13 protein-coding genes are annotated in these 17811 nt (G+C 69.4%); 10 read left to right on the forward strand and 3 right to left on the reverse strand.

Going from position 1 to position 17811, the window contains the following annotated elements; translation table 11 throughout:
• Positions 1 to 87 precede the first annotated feature (87 nt).
• The 5 genes from UK23_RS43280 (at position 88) to UK23_RS43295 (ending at position 8339) form a co-directional block, all read left to right on the forward strand.
• Entirely contained in the window at positions 88 to 2772 is a 2685-nt protein-coding gene (locus tag UK23_RS43280; protein WP_045317649.1) for an AfsR/SARP family transcriptional regulator, read from the forward strand.
• A 163-nt stretch (positions 2773 to 2935) separates the two neighbouring features.
• Positions 2936 to 3349 (forward strand): GTP-binding protein, encoded by a 414-nt coding sequence (locus tag UK23_RS55210; RefSeq protein WP_419503924.1) that lies wholly within the window; start codon positions 2936 to 2938, stop codon positions 3347 to 3349.
• The gene (locus UK23_RS43285; protein ID WP_419503925.1) at positions 3268 to 4092 is read left to right on the forward strand and encodes a GTP-binding protein; all 825 of its coding nucleotides are present in this window, start codon (positions 3268 to 3270) and stop codon (positions 4090 to 4092) included. Before UK23_RS55210 ends, UK23_RS43285 begins: the two co-directional genes overlap by 82 nt.
• A 1-nt stretch (position 4093) precedes the next feature.
• Complete coding sequence (locus tag UK23_RS43290) at positions 4094 to 5110, forward strand: GTP-binding protein (protein WP_045317650.1); 1017 nt, start codon at positions 4094 to 4096, stop codon at positions 5108 to 5110.
• Between the two features lie 139 nt (positions 5111 to 5249).
• Complete coding sequence (locus UK23_RS43295; protein WP_045317651.1) at positions 5250 to 8339, forward strand: family 78 glycoside hydrolase catalytic domain; 3090 nt, start codon at positions 5250 to 5252, stop codon at positions 8337 to 8339.
• A 155-nt stretch (positions 8340 to 8494) separates the two neighbouring features.
• Here the strand turns inward: UK23_RS43295 and UK23_RS43300 are convergent, their stop codons facing one another.
• Entirely contained in the window at positions 8495 to 8845 is a 351-nt protein-coding gene (locus UK23_RS43300) for a hypothetical protein (RefSeq protein ID WP_045317652.1), read from the reverse strand.
• 732 nt (positions 8846 to 9577) lie between these two features.
• On the opposite strand from UK23_RS43300, the gene UK23_RS43305 reads away from it, so the two are divergent.
• Positions 9578 to 10690 carry an IS630 family transposase gene (locus UK23_RS43305; RefSeq protein ID WP_156213811.1) on the forward strand — a complete coding sequence of 371 codons (1113 nt, stop codon included), beginning with the start codon at positions 9578 to 9580 and terminating at the stop codon, positions 10688 to 10690.
• Here the strand turns inward: UK23_RS43305 and UK23_RS43310 are convergent.
• Together UK23_RS43310 and UK23_RS43315 are read right to left on the reverse strand one after the other, a co-directional pair.
• Positions 10687 to 11916, reverse strand: a complete 1230-nt coding sequence (locus tag UK23_RS43310; protein WP_045317657.1) for an SGNH/GDSL hydrolase family protein — start codon at positions 11914 to 11916, stop codon at positions 10687 to 10689. The two genes, UK23_RS43305 and UK23_RS43310, sit on opposite strands and share 4 nt — an antisense overlap.
• Before the next feature lie 145 nt (positions 11917 to 12061).
• The gene (locus UK23_RS43315; RefSeq protein WP_045317653.1) at positions 12062 to 13075 is read right to left on the reverse strand and encodes a LacI family DNA-binding transcriptional regulator; all 1014 of its coding nucleotides are present in this window, start codon (positions 13073 to 13075) and stop codon (positions 12062 to 12064) included.
• A 150-nt stretch (positions 13076 to 13225) separates the two neighbouring features.
• On the opposite strand from UK23_RS43315, the gene UK23_RS43320 reads away from it, so the two are divergent.
• From UK23_RS43320 to UK23_RS43335, 4 genes are read left to right on the forward strand one after another with little or no spacing between them, the layout of a single operon-like run.
• Positions 13226 to 14437 (forward strand): sugar ABC transporter substrate-binding protein, encoded by a 1212-nt coding sequence (locus UK23_RS43320; RefSeq protein ID WP_045317654.1) that lies wholly within the window; start codon positions 13226 to 13228, stop codon positions 14435 to 14437.
• A gap of 7 nt (positions 14438 to 14444) precedes the next feature.
• Complete coding sequence (locus UK23_RS43325) at positions 14445 to 15323, forward strand: carbohydrate ABC transporter permease (RefSeq protein WP_231114947.1); 879 nt, start codon at positions 14445 to 14447, stop codon at positions 15321 to 15323.
• Positions 15320 to 16123: a carbohydrate ABC transporter permease gene (locus UK23_RS43330; protein ID WP_045317655.1), complete on the forward strand. Its 804-nt coding sequence runs from the start codon at positions 15320 to 15322 to the stop codon at positions 16121 to 16123. The genes UK23_RS43325 and UK23_RS43330 overlap by 4 nt, the downstream gene beginning before the upstream one ends.
• A gap of 12 nt (positions 16124 to 16135) precedes the next feature.
• A complete protein-coding gene (locus tag UK23_RS43335) occupies positions 16136 to 17809 on the forward strand; it encodes an amylo-alpha-1,6-glucosidase (RefSeq protein WP_045317656.1) in 1674 nt (557 codons plus the stop codon).
• Positions 17810 to 17811: the final 2 nt, after the last annotated feature.

The following is a 17811-nucleotide window of genomic DNA, read 5'->3' on the forward strand; positions in this document are numbered from 1 at the left end:
GTACATGGCCCGAGCATTGGCGCACGCGCCAACGCCGGGCCAACGTGCCACCAATGTTGCTGACATCGCCGGAGGAACCCCACAGAGATGCGCGTCCACCTGCTCGGGACGGTCGAGCTCGTGCCCGCGGGCGAGGATCCCGTGCCGCTCGCCGCGACGAAGCGGCGCACGGTTCTCGCGGCGCTGGCGCTCGAGCTCAACCACGTCGTGTCCGGCGACCGGCTGCTGTCGCTGGTGTGGGACGGCGCTCCACCTCCGCAGGCGAAGGCGGCGCTGCAGGGCCACGTCGCCCAGCTGCGCAAGCTGCTCGGGTCCACGGTGGACCTGGTGACACGCGCGCCCGGTTATGCGCTGGTGGGAGACCGGCACGCGGTCGACGTGTTCCGCTTCGAGGACCTGGTGGCCACCGCGTGGCAGGCCGACGACGAGACCGCGGCGGAGAGGCTGACCTCGGCGCTGGAACTGTGGCGCGGGCCGTTCCTCGCGGATCTGCCCGGCGGGCGGTTGCACGAGGCGTACGAGCCGCGGCTCGAGGAACTGCGGCTGACCGCGGTCGAGGAGCTGGGCGCGCGGCTGATCGTCCTCGGTCGTGCCGCGGAAGCCGCGACGCGCCTGCGCGAGGCGGTGACGGACCACCCGCTGCGCGAGCCGCTCGTCGCCAGCCTGATGCTCGCCCTGCTCCGCACCGGCCGCCAGGCCGAGGCGCTGGACCTCTTCGGACGTACCCGCGCGCAGCTCGCCGACGAGCTGGGCGTCGACCCCGGTCCCGAGCTGCGGGCCGCGCACCACGCGGTGCTGGTCGGCGACGCGTCCCCGCGTCCCGCCCGCCAGCCCGTCCAGGTACCGGCCCAGCTACCGCACGAGCACCGGGGGTTCGTCGGCCGCGACGCCGAACTGTCCCAGCTGGACGGTCTCCTCTGCGACGCGGGCATCGGTCTGCTGTCCGGTCCGCCCGGAGTCGGCAAGACGGCGCTCGCCCTGCGCTGGGCCCACCGCGTCGCCGACCGGTTCCCCGGCGGCCAGCTGTTCGTCGACCTGCGCGGGTTCGCCGAACGCGAGCCGCTCGAGGTGAAGACCGCGCTCGTCGGCTTCCTGCGCGCGCTGGGGGTGGAGAACGTGCGCCTGTCCGGCGGGCTGGACGCGCTCGCCGCCCAGTACCGGTCACTGCTCGCGCACCGGCGCGTCCTCGTCGTGCTGGACAACGCCCGATCCGTCGAGCAGGTGCGGCCGTTGCTGCCGGGCTCGCCGCGCTGCCTGGTGCTCGTCACCAGCAGGCACTGCCTGGAAGACCTCGTGGTCACCGAGGGCGCCGCCGTGCTCGGCGTCGAGACGCTCGACGACCGGACCGCCGGGGAACTGCTCACAGCGGGCCTGGGCCGGCATCGGACCGAGCCGGAACCGGAGGCGACCGCGGAGCTGATCGGGCTGTGCGGCGGTCTCCCGCTCGCGCTGCGTATCGTGAGCGCGCGCCTGGCCTCGCGTCCGAGGTGGACGATCCAGGCACTCGTCGACGAGCTGCGCGACGAGCAGAACAGGCTCGCGGCGTTCACCCTGCCGGAACAGGACAGGGGAGTCCGGTCGGCGCTGGCGGTGAGCTACCGGGAGCTGCCGGAAGGCGCGGCCAGGACGTTCCGCAGTCTCGGCCTGCACCCCGGTACCGACATCGACAGCTACGCCGCGGCGGCCCTGCTGGACGTGAACGTGCTGACGGCCCGCACCCACCTGCGCACGGTCGCGTCGGCGAGCCTGCTGCACGAGTCCACACCGGACCGCTACGTGCGGCACGACCTGGTGCGCCTGTTCACCCGCCAGCTCATCGCCGGCGAGGACAACCGGGAGAGCGGGGACCGGCTGCTCGACTACTACCTGCACGTGGCCGACACCGCCCGCGCGCTGCTCTCCGATCATCCGCAACCGATCGCCGCGCCGGCGCACCCGCCAGCGAGCTTCCCCGAGCTCACCTCCCACCGGGCGGCGATGGAGTGGTTCGAGCAGGAGGAGCACAACCTGCGGCTGCTGCTCGAGAACGGCGACCGGACGCGCACGTGGCAGCTGGCGTTGTGCCTCGACGCCTTCTACGCCCGCAACGGCAACCGCGTAGATCGGCTGAAGGTGTGCCGCGCGGGTCTGGCGGCTGCCAGCGGCGACGGAGAGGCGGAGGCCCAGCTGCTGGTGAGCGAGGGCGCCGCACTCGCCGACCTGGGCGAGCTGGAGGACGCCGTCCGCGAGTCCCAGCGCGCCGTCCGGCTGGCCAGCGGCACGGTCGAGGGCCTGGCCAGGGCGAACCTCGGCTACTGCCTGGCCGCGACCGGCAATCTCGCCGACGCTCTGGAACGCATGCGGGAGGCGCTGGAGATCACCCGCGCGACCGGCGATCCCCGAGCCCAGGCCGCCGTGCTCGACCGGCTGGCGAACGCCCTGTTGCGTCAGCACCAAGCTGCCGAGGCCCTCGCACCGGCGCGGGAAGCGTTGCTGCTGCACGAAAGCCTGCCCCCGTCCGCGGCACACGCGGCGGCGCTGTACACGGCGGGATCGGTGCTGCAGGCGACCGGCCAGTCCGCGGTGGCGTTGCGGACCTTCGAGGACGGTCTGCGGCTGGCCGACCAGGTCGCGGATCTGCGGCACGTGGCGCTGTTCCACCTGGTGATCGCGGAGTTGCTGGTGGACGACGCGGAATCCGCCGCGGGGCATCGGGAAGCGGCCCGCCGGATCCACCGGCGGCTCGGCGTGGTGGAGCTGCCGGTGTCCCGCCGGGCGTCGTCGGGGTCATGAGCGGATCGGCCGTGAGATCTCCCGGCCGATCCCCGGACGAGCCTGCCGTCACCGCGGCCAGCACACCGTCCACAGTGGAGTTGATGATGGCCGGGCCGGGTGCGCGCGGTCCAGCTGGGTGGCGCCGTGGCGACCTCCTAATGGGGATGATTATCATGTGCAGGTGACCACTCCCGTGACGGTCCTGTCCGGCTTCCTCGGCTCGGGCAAGACCACGCTGCTCAACCACGTCCTGGCCAACCGCGAAGGCAGGCGCGTGGCGGTGATCGTCAACGACATGAGCGAGGTGAACATCGACGCCGCGCTGGTGGCGGGCCAGGGCACCCTGGACCGCACCGAGGAGCGGCTGGTCGAGCTGACCAACGGCTGCATCTGCTGCACGTTGCGCGAGGACCTCCTCGAGAGCGTGGCCGAGCTGGCGCGGGACGGCCGGTTCGACACGATCCTCATCGAGTCGACACGATCCTCATCGAGTCGACGGGCATCTCCGAGCCCATGCCGGTGGCGGCGACGTTCGACTGGGTGTTCGAGGACGGCACGAGCCTGTCCGACCGCGCCCGCCTCGACACGATGGTGACGGTCGTGGACGCGTCCGGGTTCCTGCGGGAGCTCAGGGCGGGGGAGAGGCTCGACGAGCGGGATCTCGCCGCGGCGGACGGCGACGAGCGCACCATCTCGGACCTGCTGGTCGACCAGGTGGAGTTCGCCGACCTGCTGGTGGTGAACAAGACCGATCTGGTCTCCGCAGATGAATTGGCGGCACTCGAGGCGGTGCTGCGCAGGCTCAACCCCACCGCGCGGCTGGTGCGCACGCGGCAGGGTGTGGTCGATCTGGCCGAGGTGCTCGACACGGGCCGCTACGACCCGGTGACGGCCGCGCAGGCTCCCGGCTGGGCTGCCGAGCTGGCGGGCGGGCACACGCCGGAGACCGAGGAGTACGGGATCCGCTCGGTCACCTACCGGGCTTCGCGGCCGTTCCACCCGGCGCGGCTGGTGGCGGCGCTGGACGGGTGGGAGGGAGTGTTGCGCAGCAAGGGTTTCTGCCACATCGCCTCGCGGCCGGACGTGCTCGCCGTGTGGTCGCAGGCGGGGCCGAACCTCGTGCTGGAGCCGGGCCAGCTGCTCGGCACCCCGCACGCGCGTCAGGAGCTGGTGTTCATCGGCGTCGGCCTCGACCTCGATGAACCGTGCCGCCGCCTGGACCCCGCGCTGCTGACCGACGCCGAGCTCGCGGCCGGTCCGGTGCACTGGCGTGCGTTCGAGGATCCGTTGCCGGAGTGGGACATCTCCGATCTGCACGCACACCACTTCGGAGGCTGAGATGGGAACCGAGGTCGTCCTCGTCGCGGGGTTGACGGACCACCACGTGGCCGACGAGATCTGGCGGAGGTCGCCGGACTCCGCGCTCGTCCGCCACGACCTGAGCAGACTCGCCGGCGGCACCATCCGGCGGTGGGTCGACGGTGTGCTGACAGAGCTGGAACTCGCGCACGGCTGCGTGTCGTGCACGCTGCGGCTGGACCTGCTGCCGTTGCTGGAGGAGCTGAACTGCCGGGTGATCGTGCACCTCGACCCGGTGCTGGAACCCGAGGCCGTCTGCTTCGCGCTGGCGGAGACCGACATCCGGGTGGACGCGGTCGTCACGGTGGTCGACCGGGCGACCTGGCTCGCCGACGCGACCGGCGAGGACACGCTGGCCGAGCGCGGCATGGGCGCGGCGGACAGCGACGAACGCACAGTGGCCCAGGTCGTCGTGGGGCAGGCGGAGTTCGCGGACGCGCTCGTGCTGGCCGGTGACGGGGATCCGGTGCTCGACGCCGTGCTGGATCGGTTGAACCCGTTGGCGCCACGGCAGGATCTGTCCGCGCTCGACGTGCCCGCGCTCTTCGCGGCCATCCCTGCCAACGCGCGCCGGGGCGGTTTCGACGACGGCTTCGGCTCACTGTTGTACGGCGGGCCCTCGCTCGAACCCGCGCACGGCGTGTCCGTCGTCCACTTCGCGAAGCAGCGGCCGTTCCACCCGATGCGGCTGCACGGCGCGATGGGCGTTCTCCTCGACGACGTGGTGCGTGCGCGCGGCCGGGTGTGGATGGCGAGCCAGCGGGACGAAGCGCTGTGGCTGGAGTCCGCCGGTAGATCGCTGCGGGTCGGCAACCTCGGTTCGTGGCGCGAATCCGGGCACGGTCCGGCGCAGGAGCTCGTGGTGATCACGACCTCGCCGGAGCCGGAGAAGATCACCACCGCGCTGGCCGCCGCCCTGGTCACCGACGAGGAACTGGCGCTGATCGACGAGCTGGAGTTCGCCGACCCGTTCACCGACTGGCGGGAAGAGGAGTGATCCTTTAAACGATTCACAACCCGTGTCCGAAACCGGACAGCCTGTCACCAACCGCCTTGACGTCGCATGCCGTCCGTAACACGCTGGCTCCCACCTCGGGAATTGAAACGTTTCATCCAGCGACGAAGGTGGAGACGACGTGCGGCGACGGGAGTTCCTGAAGACATCGGCGGTCGGGCTGTCCGCGACGACGCTGCCGGTCGGGGTGGCGCGAGCCGCGTCCGGTCAGGCGGGTGGCCTGCGGGTGGTGCGCACCGCGGTCGAGTACGCGGAGACGTTGCTGGGCACCGACGTCACGGTGCCGCGGCTGAGCTGGGTGCTCGCGGCGGACGGCACGGGGGCGCGGCAGACGGCCTACCAGGTCGAGGTCGGCACCGCGCCCGGACGTGCGGACGTGTGGCAGTCGGGCCGGGTCGGCTCGGATCGCACGACGGGAATCCCCTACGGCGGCAAGGGGTTGCGGCCGCGGACCCGGTACCACTGGCGGGTGCGGGTGTGGGACGGCTCCGGCCGGGTGTCGGGGTGGAGCGCGAGCAGCTGGTGGGAGACGGCGTTGCTCGGCACGCCGTGGCAGGCGCGGTGGATCGGGGCACCGGACACGTCGCTCGGCTTCACCGGTGTCTCGTGGATCTGGTCGGCGACCACGCCGGCGGAGAGCCGCTGGTTCCGGGCCCGGCTGGAGCTGCCCGCGGACGCGACCCGGGTTCGGCTGGTCGCGACCGCGGACGACGACTTCACGTTGTACGTCAACGGATCCGAGGCACTGCACGTGCCGGAACAGACGGACGTGTGGAAGGTCGGCCAACGCGCTGACGTCACGCGTCTGGTCAGCGGCAGGCGGATCGTGCTCGCGGTCCGTGCCACGAACCGTTCTGCCGGACCGGCGGGACTGCTGGTGCGGCTGGTCGCGGACCTGCCCGATGGACAGCGCGAGCTCGTCACCGGGCCGGGGTGGAAGGTGGCGGACACCGAGCAGACCGGCTGGCAGACGCCGGACTTCGACGACTCGGGGTGGGCCGCGGCGACTGTGCTCGACCCGTACGGGCAAGGGCCGTGGGGTTCGAACGTCTCAGTCGTCGAGCAACCCGCGCCGTTGCTGCGCAAGGAGTTCACGCTCGGCAAGCCGGTCTCGCGGGCCCGGTTGTACGTCAGCGGTCTTGCTTACCACGAGACCGAGATCAACGGCCGGCGCGTCGGCGACCGTGTGCTGGATCCCGGCTTCACCGACTACGACAACACCGTGCTGTACGCGACGCACGACGTCACCGGGTTGGTTCGCAGTGGTCGCAACGCCATCGGTGTGACGCTCGGCCGCGGGTTCTTCGGCATGAAGTCGCCGAACGTGTGGCACTGGGAGCGGCCGCCGTGGCACGACGAGCCGAAACTGCTGGCCCAGCTGGAGATCGACCACCCGGACGGCACCCGGACCACCATCGCGTCGGACGAGTCGTGGCGGCTCACCGACGGACCCACGGTGTCGAACTCGCTCTACACCGGCGAAACCCACGACGCCCGGCTGGCCCCGAAGGACTGGACCAAGCCCGGTTTCGACGACTCGAAGTGGCAACGCACGCCGATCCGCCCCGCGCCCCGAGGCACGCTGAAAGCCCAGGAACACGAACCGATCCGCGTGGTCGAGTCGGTCACGCCCGTCGTCACCTCGCCGAAGCCCGGTGTGTTCGTCGCGGACATGGGCCGCACGATGTCCGGCTGGACCCAGCTCACCGTCCAGGCACCGGCGGGCACGGTGGTGCGGCTCAAGCACGGCGAGACGCTGAACTCCGACGGCACCGTGCACATGGAGAACGGCCACGTCACCGGCAACCGCATCCAGCTCGACGAGTACGTCTGCGGCGGCGGGCAGGAGACGTGGGAACCGAAGTTCTCCTACAAGGGTTTCCGATACGTCGAGGTCGCCGGACTGACGGCGGCACCGAAGCTCGTCGGCAGGGTCGTGCACTCGGACGTGCCGACGGTGAGCACCTTCCGGTGCTCGGAGCCGTTGTTCGAGCAGTACGACGCGGCGATGCGCCGGACCGTCGCGAACAACCTGCACGGCATCCCCACCGACACCCCGACCTACGAGAAGAACGGCTGGACCGGCGACGCGCAGGTCGGCGCGCCGTCGATGCTGGCCGAGTTCGGCATGGCGAAGTTCTTCACCAAGTGGCTCGGCGACCTCGCGGACAGCCAGGACGCGGCCGGGCAGCTGCCGGTGATCGTGCCCAGCGGCGGCTGGGGCTACCGCGAGCTCGCACCCGCGCCGGAGTGGACGACGGTGTACCCGTTCGTGCTGCGGGAGATGTACCGGATCTACGGCGACGACCGGCTGCCCGCGCAGCACTGGCCGGTGCTCACCCGCTACCTGGACTGGGAGATCGCGCGGCTCCGCGACGGTCTGGCCGTCACCGCGCTCGGCGACTACCTGCCGCCCGGATCCGGTGGCATCCCTCCAGAGGACACCCGGCTCACCGCCACCGCCTACCTCTACCGCTCCCTGCTGCACACCGCCGAGCTCGGTGACGTGATCGGCACACCCGTGCCGCGCTATCGCGAGGTGGCCGCTGGTCTGCTGACGGCGTTCAACAACGCGTTCCTCGGCGCGGGCTACTACCGCACGGCCAAGGACACCGGCTACCGGCAGACGTCCAACGCGATCCCGCTGGCGTTCGGCATGGTTCCCGCCGGTTCGGTCCAGGCCGTGGCCGACCGGCTCGCGGCTGAGGTCCGAGCGAACGGCAACCACGTCAACGTCGGCTGCCTCGGCGCGAGCGGGCTGCTGAAGGCGTTGAGCGACAACGGACACGCGGACGTCGCCACCGCCATGGCCACCGAACGGTCGTATCCGAGCTGGGGCCACTGGTTCGCGAACGGCGCCGACACCATGTGGGAGATGTGGGACACCGGCACCCGTTCCCGCAACCACTACTTCAAGGGCACTGTCGCGCAATGGTTGTACGAGCACGTGGCCGGACTGGTGCCCGGCGACGCGGGCTATCGGACGTTCAAGGTCAAGCCGAACGCGACGGCCGGGGTGTCGTGGGCAAGCCTGGAGTTCGAGAGCGTGCGCGGCCGGATCGGCGTGTCGTGGGCGAAGGTCGACGGCGTGCTGCGGCTGACCGTCGAGGTGCCCGTCGGCTCGACCGCCGAGGTCCACGTGCCGAACGGGACAGGCTTCTCGGTCCGGTCCGTGTCCTGTGGGCGGTGGACGTTCAACGGTCGCAAGTGAGACTGGAGCTCGTGCCGAGTCCAGGTTCGCGACAGGCCGGCGCCAGGAACCACTCCAACCACCGTTCTCGCCGAACGGGTTTCGACGCAGGCACTGGTAGCGCGAAAAGCACGTTCAGCCCGCCACGATCTGAACGTGCTTTCGGAACTGGCTGATCAGTTGTCGACGCGAACGACGACCGTTTCCCCGTCCTTGTGGGAGTCCACGGTGAAGGTCCGGAGGCCTGTGGACCATTCCACCTGGCCGAACCTGAACTTCTGGGCCGTGCGGATGCAGACGCGACCGATCGTCATGGGCCGGAGCGTGACGCTCTGACCGCCATCGACCGTTCCGGAGACGGTGATGGTCTTCGTGGTGGCGTTCTTGGCGTCGTTGCAGACCCTGACGAACACCGTTGGGGCCGTCGGGGACGCGTTTGCGGCAGCGGGCAACGCCAGCGGGACTGCGGCCGCAGCAATGGCGGTCATGGTCAGCGCAGCGACGCGCGCCTTGCGCAGCGCATTCATGAGATGCTCCACTTCTTGGCCTGAGCCGAGCTGAACGGGCCCGGTGGTCGGACCCGGGTTCCCACCCTAATTCGAGTCGGCAGTGGCACCGCGGATTCTTCGCGAATGGTGGAGATCCTTCGGTGAATTTCGGATCTACGTGAGGGATGCTTTTCCCGGCCATCGTCGCAGCCAGCCCGAACCTCGGCGTTCGGCGTTGGCAACTTCTTGTCCACCTGGCGGTTCGGCTATCAGCTTCTGATGCTGCTGAACATACTGCTGCTCGAACTCGCGCCGCAGACGGCAACCTTCGAGGAAGACATGCGGCCGGTATCGTGCCGCGCCCTCTGGCTGCCGATCATCGGGGTGAAGGGTTGTCTAGTAGCGTGTCGCGGCTCAGTTGTGCTTCCGGTTGTGGATGAAGGGAACCTTCATCCACCTGAGGCTCAGGGCCCCGGCAAAGTCGTTCGTGCTGGTTGCAGCCTGCGCAAGGCTGCGTCCGGTTTGCCTCATACGCCCGGTTTGCGTGTGCCATGAACGGCACTTTTGTCCACCTGAGGTGCACGAATGCGCCGTTCATGGTGAGAACTAGACGTGAGAGCGCTCCCGGCGTGGAACATCGTCACGGTGTGCCCAGGTCTGGTTGCTGGATGAAGGTTCCCTTCATCTGCAAGAGCAAGCGCCAGAACTAAGCAGCGACACCCTGCTAGTGTCCTGCGCCGGAAATCCTCCGACTAAGTCTAGTGTGGGTGGATGGCGCGGACTGGACGACCGAAAGTCGAGCTGGTGTTGACCGCTGACGAGCGGGAGACGCTGGAGCGGTGGGCGCGGCGTGCGACGAGTTCGCAGGCGCTGGCTCTGCGGTGCCGGGTGGTGCTGGCGTGCGCGGAGGGTTTGTCCAATGTGGAGGCCGCGGCGCGGCTGGGTGTGCATCGGACGATGGTGGGCAAGTGGCGTGCCCGGTTCGCGGACGGACGCCTGGACGCGCTGATGGATGAGGACAGGCCGGGCCGGCCGCCGTCGATCACGGTCGACCAGGTGGAGGAGGTGATCGTGGCGACGCTGGAGGAGATTCCGCGCGATGCCACGCATTGGTCACGGGCGTCGATGGCGGAGAAGTCCGGGCTGAGCAAGTCGACCATCGGCCGGATCTGGCGCGACTTCGGGCTCAAGCCGCATCGTGCGGACACGTTCAAGCTCTCGACCGATCCGATGTTCGTGGAGAAGGTCGTGGATGTCGTTGGCCTGTATCACAATCCGCCGGAGCGGGCGGTGGTGCTGTGCGTGGACGAGAAGAGTCAGATCCAGGCACTGGACCGGTCTCAGCCGGTGCTGCCGATGATGCCCGGCATGCCCGAACGGCGCACCCACGACTACGTCCGCAACGGCATCACCAGCCTGTTCGCCGCGTTCGACATCGCCGACGGCACGGTGATCGGCGAGTTGCACCGCCAGCACCGTGCCGCCGAGTTCAAGAAGTTCCTGATCACGATCGACAAGACCGTTCCCGCCGAGCTGGACGTGCACCTGGTCTGCGACAACTACGGCACCCACAAGACCCCGGCGATCAAAGCCTGGCTGGCCCGCCATCCTCGGTTCCACATGCACTTCACCCCGACCGGTTCCTCCTGGATCAACCAGGTCGAACGCTGGTCCGGACTCCTGGCCGAGCAGAAGATCAAACGCGGCGCCCACAAGAGCGTGCAGGCGCTGGAGAAGGATGTCCGAGCCTGGATCGCCGACTGGAACACCCATCCCCGGCCGTTCCTCTGGACCAAGACCGCCGAAGAGATCCTCGAGTCACTGCCCGATTTTGTAAGCGGATTTCCGGCGCAGGACACTAGCGGAACAGGTGCAATACACTAGCGGAACAGGTGCAATGGCACCGCCTCGGCGAGCATTCGGTAGCCCGTCGGGTTGAGGTGCAGGTGGTCGCCGACGTCCGCGGCGGGCAGGAGCTGCCGCGGACTCGCCGGGTCACGCACAGCGGCGTCGAAGTCGATGACCGCGTCGAACCGTTTGGAGGTGCGGATCCAGCGGTTCACGGTCTGCCGGGACTCCTCGCGGAACCCCTCGTCGTAGAAGCTGGTTCCGAACGGTGTCAGCGTGGCGCCGTAGACCTTGATGTCGTGCGCGTGGGCCCGTTCGAGGATCTGCTGGTAGGCGCAGATCAGGTCGTCGGCCACCTGTTTCTGGGCGGCTTCTGTCGTGGCCGCGGTGCCGATGTCGTTGACGCCCTCGAACAGGATCAGCCACCGGACCCCGCTCTGCGCCAGCAGATCGCGGTCGAGCCGGGCCAGCACGCTGGGGCCGAGACCGTCGTTCATCACCCGGTTGCCGCCCGCGGCCTGGTTCAGCACCGCGACCTCGCCCCGCGTCCGGTTGAAGAGCTGGTCGGGCCAGCGGTCGTTGCCGTTGGTGGTGGAGCCTCGGCCGTCGGTCAGCGAGTCGCCGATCACCACGACGGCCGGTGCGGCGGAGAGGACCTCGACGCCGCTGAGGAAGTACCAGTGGTCGGTCCGGGTCGCGCCGGGCAGGTCGGCCGCTTCGACGTGGTTGCCCGCCAGGAGGTGCGACGTGGTGCGCGAGCCGGGGTGCGAGGTGATGTCGTTGGACGCCTGCCCGCGGGCCAGGTAGACCGTCACGGTGAGGTTCGATCCGGGCTTCAGCCGGAAGTCCAGCGGATCGGACACGACCAGCGCGCCCTTCGGAACGTCCACTGAGGACCGCCCGGTGAAGGTGACTCGTTGCAGCGTGGCCGGCTGGATCGCGCTGACTCCCGCGCGACCGTCGGCCGGGAGTGCGATCGTGACAGCGGTGATCGGCAGCACCGTGCCGCCGAACGCGTTGGAGAAGCGCAACCGCATCCGCCGTCCGCCCGTCGTGACCCGGACGGTCTGGCGCAGGGTGGCGTCGGCCAGCACCAGACCGTTCTGGGTGAACGGCGGAGGCGGCATGTTGCCCGGTTCGCAGAGCTGCGGCATGGACGTCCAGGTGTTCACCCACCGGGTTCGCGCCGGAGCTTGTGCCTGCGCGACGGCCGGGGTGAGCACACCGGCCGCAGCCAGGCCGAAGAACGAACGCCTGCGCATCTTCCACACCCTTTCGGGAAGGGAGCTGAAAGATCAACGTAGGAGTGCCGCGGAACGGCGTCAATCGCCAGGCGTTTCGAATTCATTTTCGAAACGTTTCGAGGCCTCTTAAGTGCATCTCGCATGTCGAACCGGTTCGAGCGACTCAGGCCCTGCGGCGCGCTCCGGTACTCGACCGCAGCGTGATCGGCGGTGCGAGCATGCTGTGCCGCGGCGTCGCCGACTCGTCGCCGATCTGCCCCAGCAGCAGGTCGACGGCCATCCGCGCCATCTCCACCGCAGGCACGTCGCCGGCCGTCAGCGGCGGGTGGAAGTCCTCGGCGAGCCGGTCGGCGATCACGCCGGTCAGCGAGAAGTCGCGCGGCACGTCGAGCCCGGCGCGGTGCAGCGCGCGTTGCACTCCTGGCAGCGCGGCCTCGTTGATCGTCACCGCCGCCGTCACGTCCGGCCAGCGGGTCCTGATCTCCTCGAAACACGCCTGACCAGCGGCGGGTTCGTCCGCGCAGCACACCGTGTGCGCGTTGATGCCGCACTCCTCGGCAGTCGTCGTGAACGCCGTCGTCGCACGCAGAGCCGGGCCGTACCCCGCCGCGACCAGCTCGTCGGACCGGTTGATCAGCACGACGTCCTGGTGACCCAGGTCGGCCAGGTGGCGCACGCAGCGGCTGATCAGCCCGGCGTAGTCGACGTCGACCCACCACGACGCGGCCGGGTCCTCGACGTGGCCGATCGTCACGAACGGCAGATCGGCGCTGGTCAGCCGGTCGACCCTGGGGTCCTGCAGGAGGATCTCCATCAGGATCACGCCGTCGACGCGCCGGCCGGTCACGATCCGCTCGAACGACCGGTCGTGGTCGCCGCCGCTGGGGGACAGCAGCACGTCGTGGTCGTGGACCGCGGCCGCCTCCACGACGCTGGCGACGAACGCCAGCTGCACGTCGGTGAGCCGGGCGCTCGCAGGCGGTATCACCAGCCCCAGCGTGCGGGTGCGTCCCTCGGCCAGCGCGCGGGCACTGGCGTTCGGCCGGTAGCCGAGCTCGTCGATCACGTCGTTGATCCGCTGGGCGGTCGCCGTCGAAACGGGCCGTTTCCCGCTCAGGGCGTACGACACGGTGCTCCGGGACACCCCGGCCCGCTTGGCGATCTCTCCGATGTTCATGACCCTCCCGGTGAACCGGTTCGACTACGCATCATCGTAGAACTTTCCCTCTTGCGAGACACCATCGCGCCCGATTACGTTGGCGCCCACTTCCAGATGTCGAACCGGTTCGACCTCATGCCGTCAGCGCAGCCGCCAGGAAGGACCCCCATGTTCCCCGCCTCTGTTCCCACGAGACTGCTGGCCGCGTTAGGCCTGGTCGTGTCCGTGACCGCGTGCTCGTCGACGCCCGCCACGACCTCGGACGCGTTCTCCGTGTGGGACCCGTATCCGCAGTTCACCGCCGAGTCCGAGTGGGCGAAGACGATCGACAAGTGCGGCACGGAGGCGGGCGTGAAGATCCAGCGCCAGGCCTACGACACCACGGACCTGACCAGCAAGGTCCTGCTCGCCGCACAGCAGGGCACCGCGCCGCACGTGCTGGTGCTCGACAACCCGGTGGTGTCCACGCTCGCCGAGGCGGGAGTGCTCAAGCCGAACCAGGACGTCGGGCTCGACGCGTCGCAGGTCTCGCCGAACCTCGCCGCCGCCGGAGTCGTGAACGGCCAGACCTACGGCACGCCGATCGGGGCGAACACCCTGGCTCTCTACTACAACAAGGCGGTGCTGGCGGCGGCGGGCGTCGACCCGGCGTCCATCAAGGACTGGGACTCGCTGACCGCCGCGCTGGCCAAGGTGAAGGCCTCCGGCAAGAAGGGCATCACCTTCTCCGCGATCGGCACCGAGGAAGGCACCTTCCAGTTCCTGCCGTGGTTCTGGGGCGCGGGCGCGTCGCTGACCGACCTGCCGTCCGGGAAGGCCGCGCTCGAACTGTGGAAGTCGTGGCTGGACAACGGGTACGCGCCGAACTCGGTCGTCGGCAACACCCAGACGACGAGCTGGCAGGAGTTCGCGACCGGCGAGTACGCGTTCACCGAGAACGGCACCTGGCAGCTGGGCAACGCGAAGAAGGCCGGGTTCGAGTACGGCGTGATCCCGATTCCCGGCCGGACCGGCGGCACCGCGCCCGCGCCGACGGGTGGCGAGTTCGTCACGGTTCCGGCGCAGAGCGACAAGGACGCCGAGACCAAGGCGGGCCGCGTCGCGACCTGTCTCACCGCGCCGGACAAGGTGCTGGCCTCGGACACCGCGCTGACCTACATCTCCGCGGTGCCTTCCGTGCAGCAGCAACAGGTTTCGGCTCAGCCGGAGCTGGCCGTGTGGGTGGAGGCGGTGAAGAACGCCAAGGGGCGCACCGGGGACGACCTCGGCACGAAGTACCCGAAGATCTCACAGCCGCTGTGGGGTGCCGTGCAGGCCGCGCTCACCGGTGCCAAGACACCGGAAGCGGCGCTGCGGGACGCCCAGGCGTCGGCGAAGTAGGCACCTGGTGCGTTCGAGGCTGGCCGGCTGGGCCTTCCTGCTCCCGCTCGTGGCGTACCTGGCGGTGTGCTACGCGTATCCGTTGTTCACCAACGTCGACCTGAGCATCCGCGGGTACACCGTGCGCTCGTTCGTCCACGGTGGTGCGCCGCTGGTCGGGTTCGACAACTACGTCACCGTGTTCAGCGACCCGACCTTCCGCACGGCGTTGGTGAACACCGTCCTGTTCACCCTGATCTCGCTGTTCTGCCAGTACACCATCGGACTCGCGGCGGCGTTGTTCTTCGCCCGCGGGTTCCGGTTGTCGGCGACGCTGCGCGCGTTGTTCCTCGTTCCGTGGCTGCTGCCGCTGATCGTCTCGGCATCCACCTGGGCGTGGCTGCTCAACAGCGAGTCCGGGCTGGTCAACGCGGTGCTGAAGGGCGTGGGGCTGGACCCGGTCAACTGGCTGACCTCGCCCGACTGGTCGCTGGTGGCGGTGACGATCGCGAACATCTGGATCGGCATCCCGTTCAACCTCGTGGTGCTCTACAGCGGGCTGCAGAACATCCCGCGCGAGGTCTACGAGGCGTCCGCTCTGGACGGTGCGAGTGGCTGGCAGACGTTCTGGCACGTCACGTTCCCGTTGCTGCGCCCGGTTTCCGCGATCACGCTGCTGCTCGGTCTGGTCTACACGCTGAAGGTCTTCGACATCATCTGGATCATGACGAAGGGCGGGCCGAGCGGCTCGTCCACCACGCTCGCCACCTGGGCGTACGAACTCGGGTTCGGGAACATGTTGCCGCGCTTCGGGCCCAGCGCCGCCGTCGGCAACGTGCTGATCCTGATCGCGGTCGTGGCCGGGCTGCTGTACATCCGCACCCAGCGCAGGCAGGAGCTCGCATGAGGTCCTGGCGCACCCCGGTCGGCGTGCTGCTCACCGCGCTGATGCTGTTCCCGGTGTACTGGATGGTCAACGTGTCGCTCACACCCATGAGCGACATGCGCAAGCCGCCCAGCATGTTCCCGGTCAACCCGACGACCGAGGGCTACGAACGGGTGCTGCGCGAGCAGCTGCCGTACCTCGGCACGAGTCTGCTCGTCGCGGCCGGAACCGTGGTGCTGACGCTGGTCCTGGCGGCACCGGCGGCGTACTCGCTGGCCAAGCTCCGTCCCGCCGGCCGGCCGACGCTCGGCTTCGTGCTGCTGGTCGCGCAGATGATCCCGGGAATCATCATGGCGCTGGGCTTCTACGGCATCTACGTCAAGCTCGGCATCACGAACACCGTGTGGGGACTGGTGCTCGCGGACTCGACCATCGCGGTGCCGTTCGCCGTGCTGATCCTGACGTCGTTCATGGCGTCCGTGCCGGACGAGGTGCTACAAGCAGCCAAGATCGACGGGGCGGGCCCGTGGCGGTCGTTCGTCTCGATCGTGCTGCCCGCCAGCCGCAACGGCCTGGTGACCGCCGCGCTGTTCTCGTTCCTGTGGGCGTGGTCGGACTTCCTGTTCGCCGCCACGCTCGACTCCGGCGGCGCGCTGCAGCCGCTCACCCTCGGCATCTACCGCTACATCGGCAACAACAACCAGGAGTGGAACTCGATCATGGCCACCGCCGTGGTCGCGTCCGTGCCCGCGACGGTGCTCATCGTGGTGGCCCAGCGGTTCGTCGCCGCGGGTGTCACGTCGGGTGCCGTCAAGGACTGAAGGGGAAAACCTGTGGCCACCGAGTTCTCCGTGCGGGAGATCCCGTTCAGCCGTGCCGGCTCGTGGTTCGGCCTCTCGCCGGTGGTGGGACTGGCCAGGTACGCGCAGGACGTGCACGTGGTGTCGCACCGCAACGGGATGCACGCCGTGTTGTCCCTGGTGCCGTCGCAGCCCACCGAGATCGTCGCCGACCCGGCGGTGCTCACGTGGCGCAGTGGCGAGTCGCTGATCCAGGCCGTGTTCTCGTCTCCTGACACGCTCCGGATCTCCGGAAACGGCCTGGGGATGCGGATCGCGGCCGCCGAACGGACGCTGACGCCGTTCACCGGCACGTACTTCTTCGCCGAACCCTCCGGCGGCGCGGTCTTCACGTCGTACGAAACCGGGCACCGGTTCCGCGTGACAGTCCTTTCCGGACAGTCGGAGATCGTGGGTGCGGAGGATCTCGCGACGGCCGACCGGGCCGTCGTTCTGGGTGACGGACCGTGGGAGGTGGTGATCGAGGAGTTCACCACCGCGCGAGAGCCGTTCAACAGCGACATCGGGTTCGACGGCGCTGTCGATGCCGCACGCGACGAGTTCAGCCGGTTCGTGGACGCTGTCTCGCCGTCCGCACCGGCTGCCGAACTGGCCTGCTACGTGATCTGGTCGGCGACCGTCGCGCCGGCCGGGTTCGTGACGCGTCCCGCGGTGCTGATGTCCAAGCACTGGATGGACAAGGTCTGGAGCTGGGACCACTGCTTCAACGCGCTGGCGCTCGCCCCTGGTGCACCGGAGCTGGCCTGGGACCAGTTCCAGGTGGTGTTCGACCACCAGGACGCGCAGGGTGCGCTACCGGACTCGATCACCCACTCCGAGGTGCTGCGCAACTTCGTGAAGCCGCCGATCCACGGCTGGACGCTCAGCCGCCTGCGTTCGCTCCTGGGCGGCGTGCCCGATCCGGAACTGGCCTACCGGCAGCTGTCGGCGTGGACGTCGTTCTGGCTCGACCACCGCCGGGCGCCGGGCCGCCCGTTGCCCTACTACGAGCACGGCAACGACAGCGGCTGGGACAACTCGACCGTGTTCCTGCGCGAACGGCTGGTCGAGTCGGCCGATCTGGCCGCGTTCCTGGTGCTGCAGATGAAGGAACTGGCCGTGCTCGCCGCGGAGGTGGGGGACGCGACGCCCTGGGGTGAACGGGCCGATGAGATGCTCTCCGCGATGCTGGCAGAACTGTGGGACGGCACCAGGTTCGTCAGCCGCGGTGTGGTGTCGGGGGAGCTCCGGGCCACCGCGAGCCTGCTCGACCTGATGCCCGTCGTGCTCGGCGAGCACCTGCCACGCGAGGTTTTCGACCAGTTGTGCGGTGGTGTCGCCGAACATCTGACGTCGGTCGGACCGGCCACCGAGCTGCTCAGCTCCCCGCACTACGAGGCCGACGGCTACTGGCGGGGCCCGGTGTGGGCCCCGGCCACGGTGCTGATCGAGGACGGCCTGCGCCGGGGTGGCGCGGTGGAGCTGGCCGGCCTGGTGAGCGCGCGGTTCCGGGCGACCTGCGAGAAGTCCGGATTCGCCGAGAACTTCGACGCGCTCACCGGCCAGGGCCTGAGGGACCGCGCCTACACGTGGACGGCGAGCGCCTACCTCCTGCTCAGCGGGGGAGATAACGCCGCAGCGGCTGGGACTTCCGCACGAACGCCCTGAGG

The sequence above is a fragment of the Lentzea aerocolonigenes genome (genome assembly GCF_000955955.1).
GTDB classification, from domain to species: Bacteria; Actinomycetota; Actinomycetes; order Mycobacteriales; family Pseudonocardiaceae; genus Lentzea; species Lentzea aerocolonigenes_A.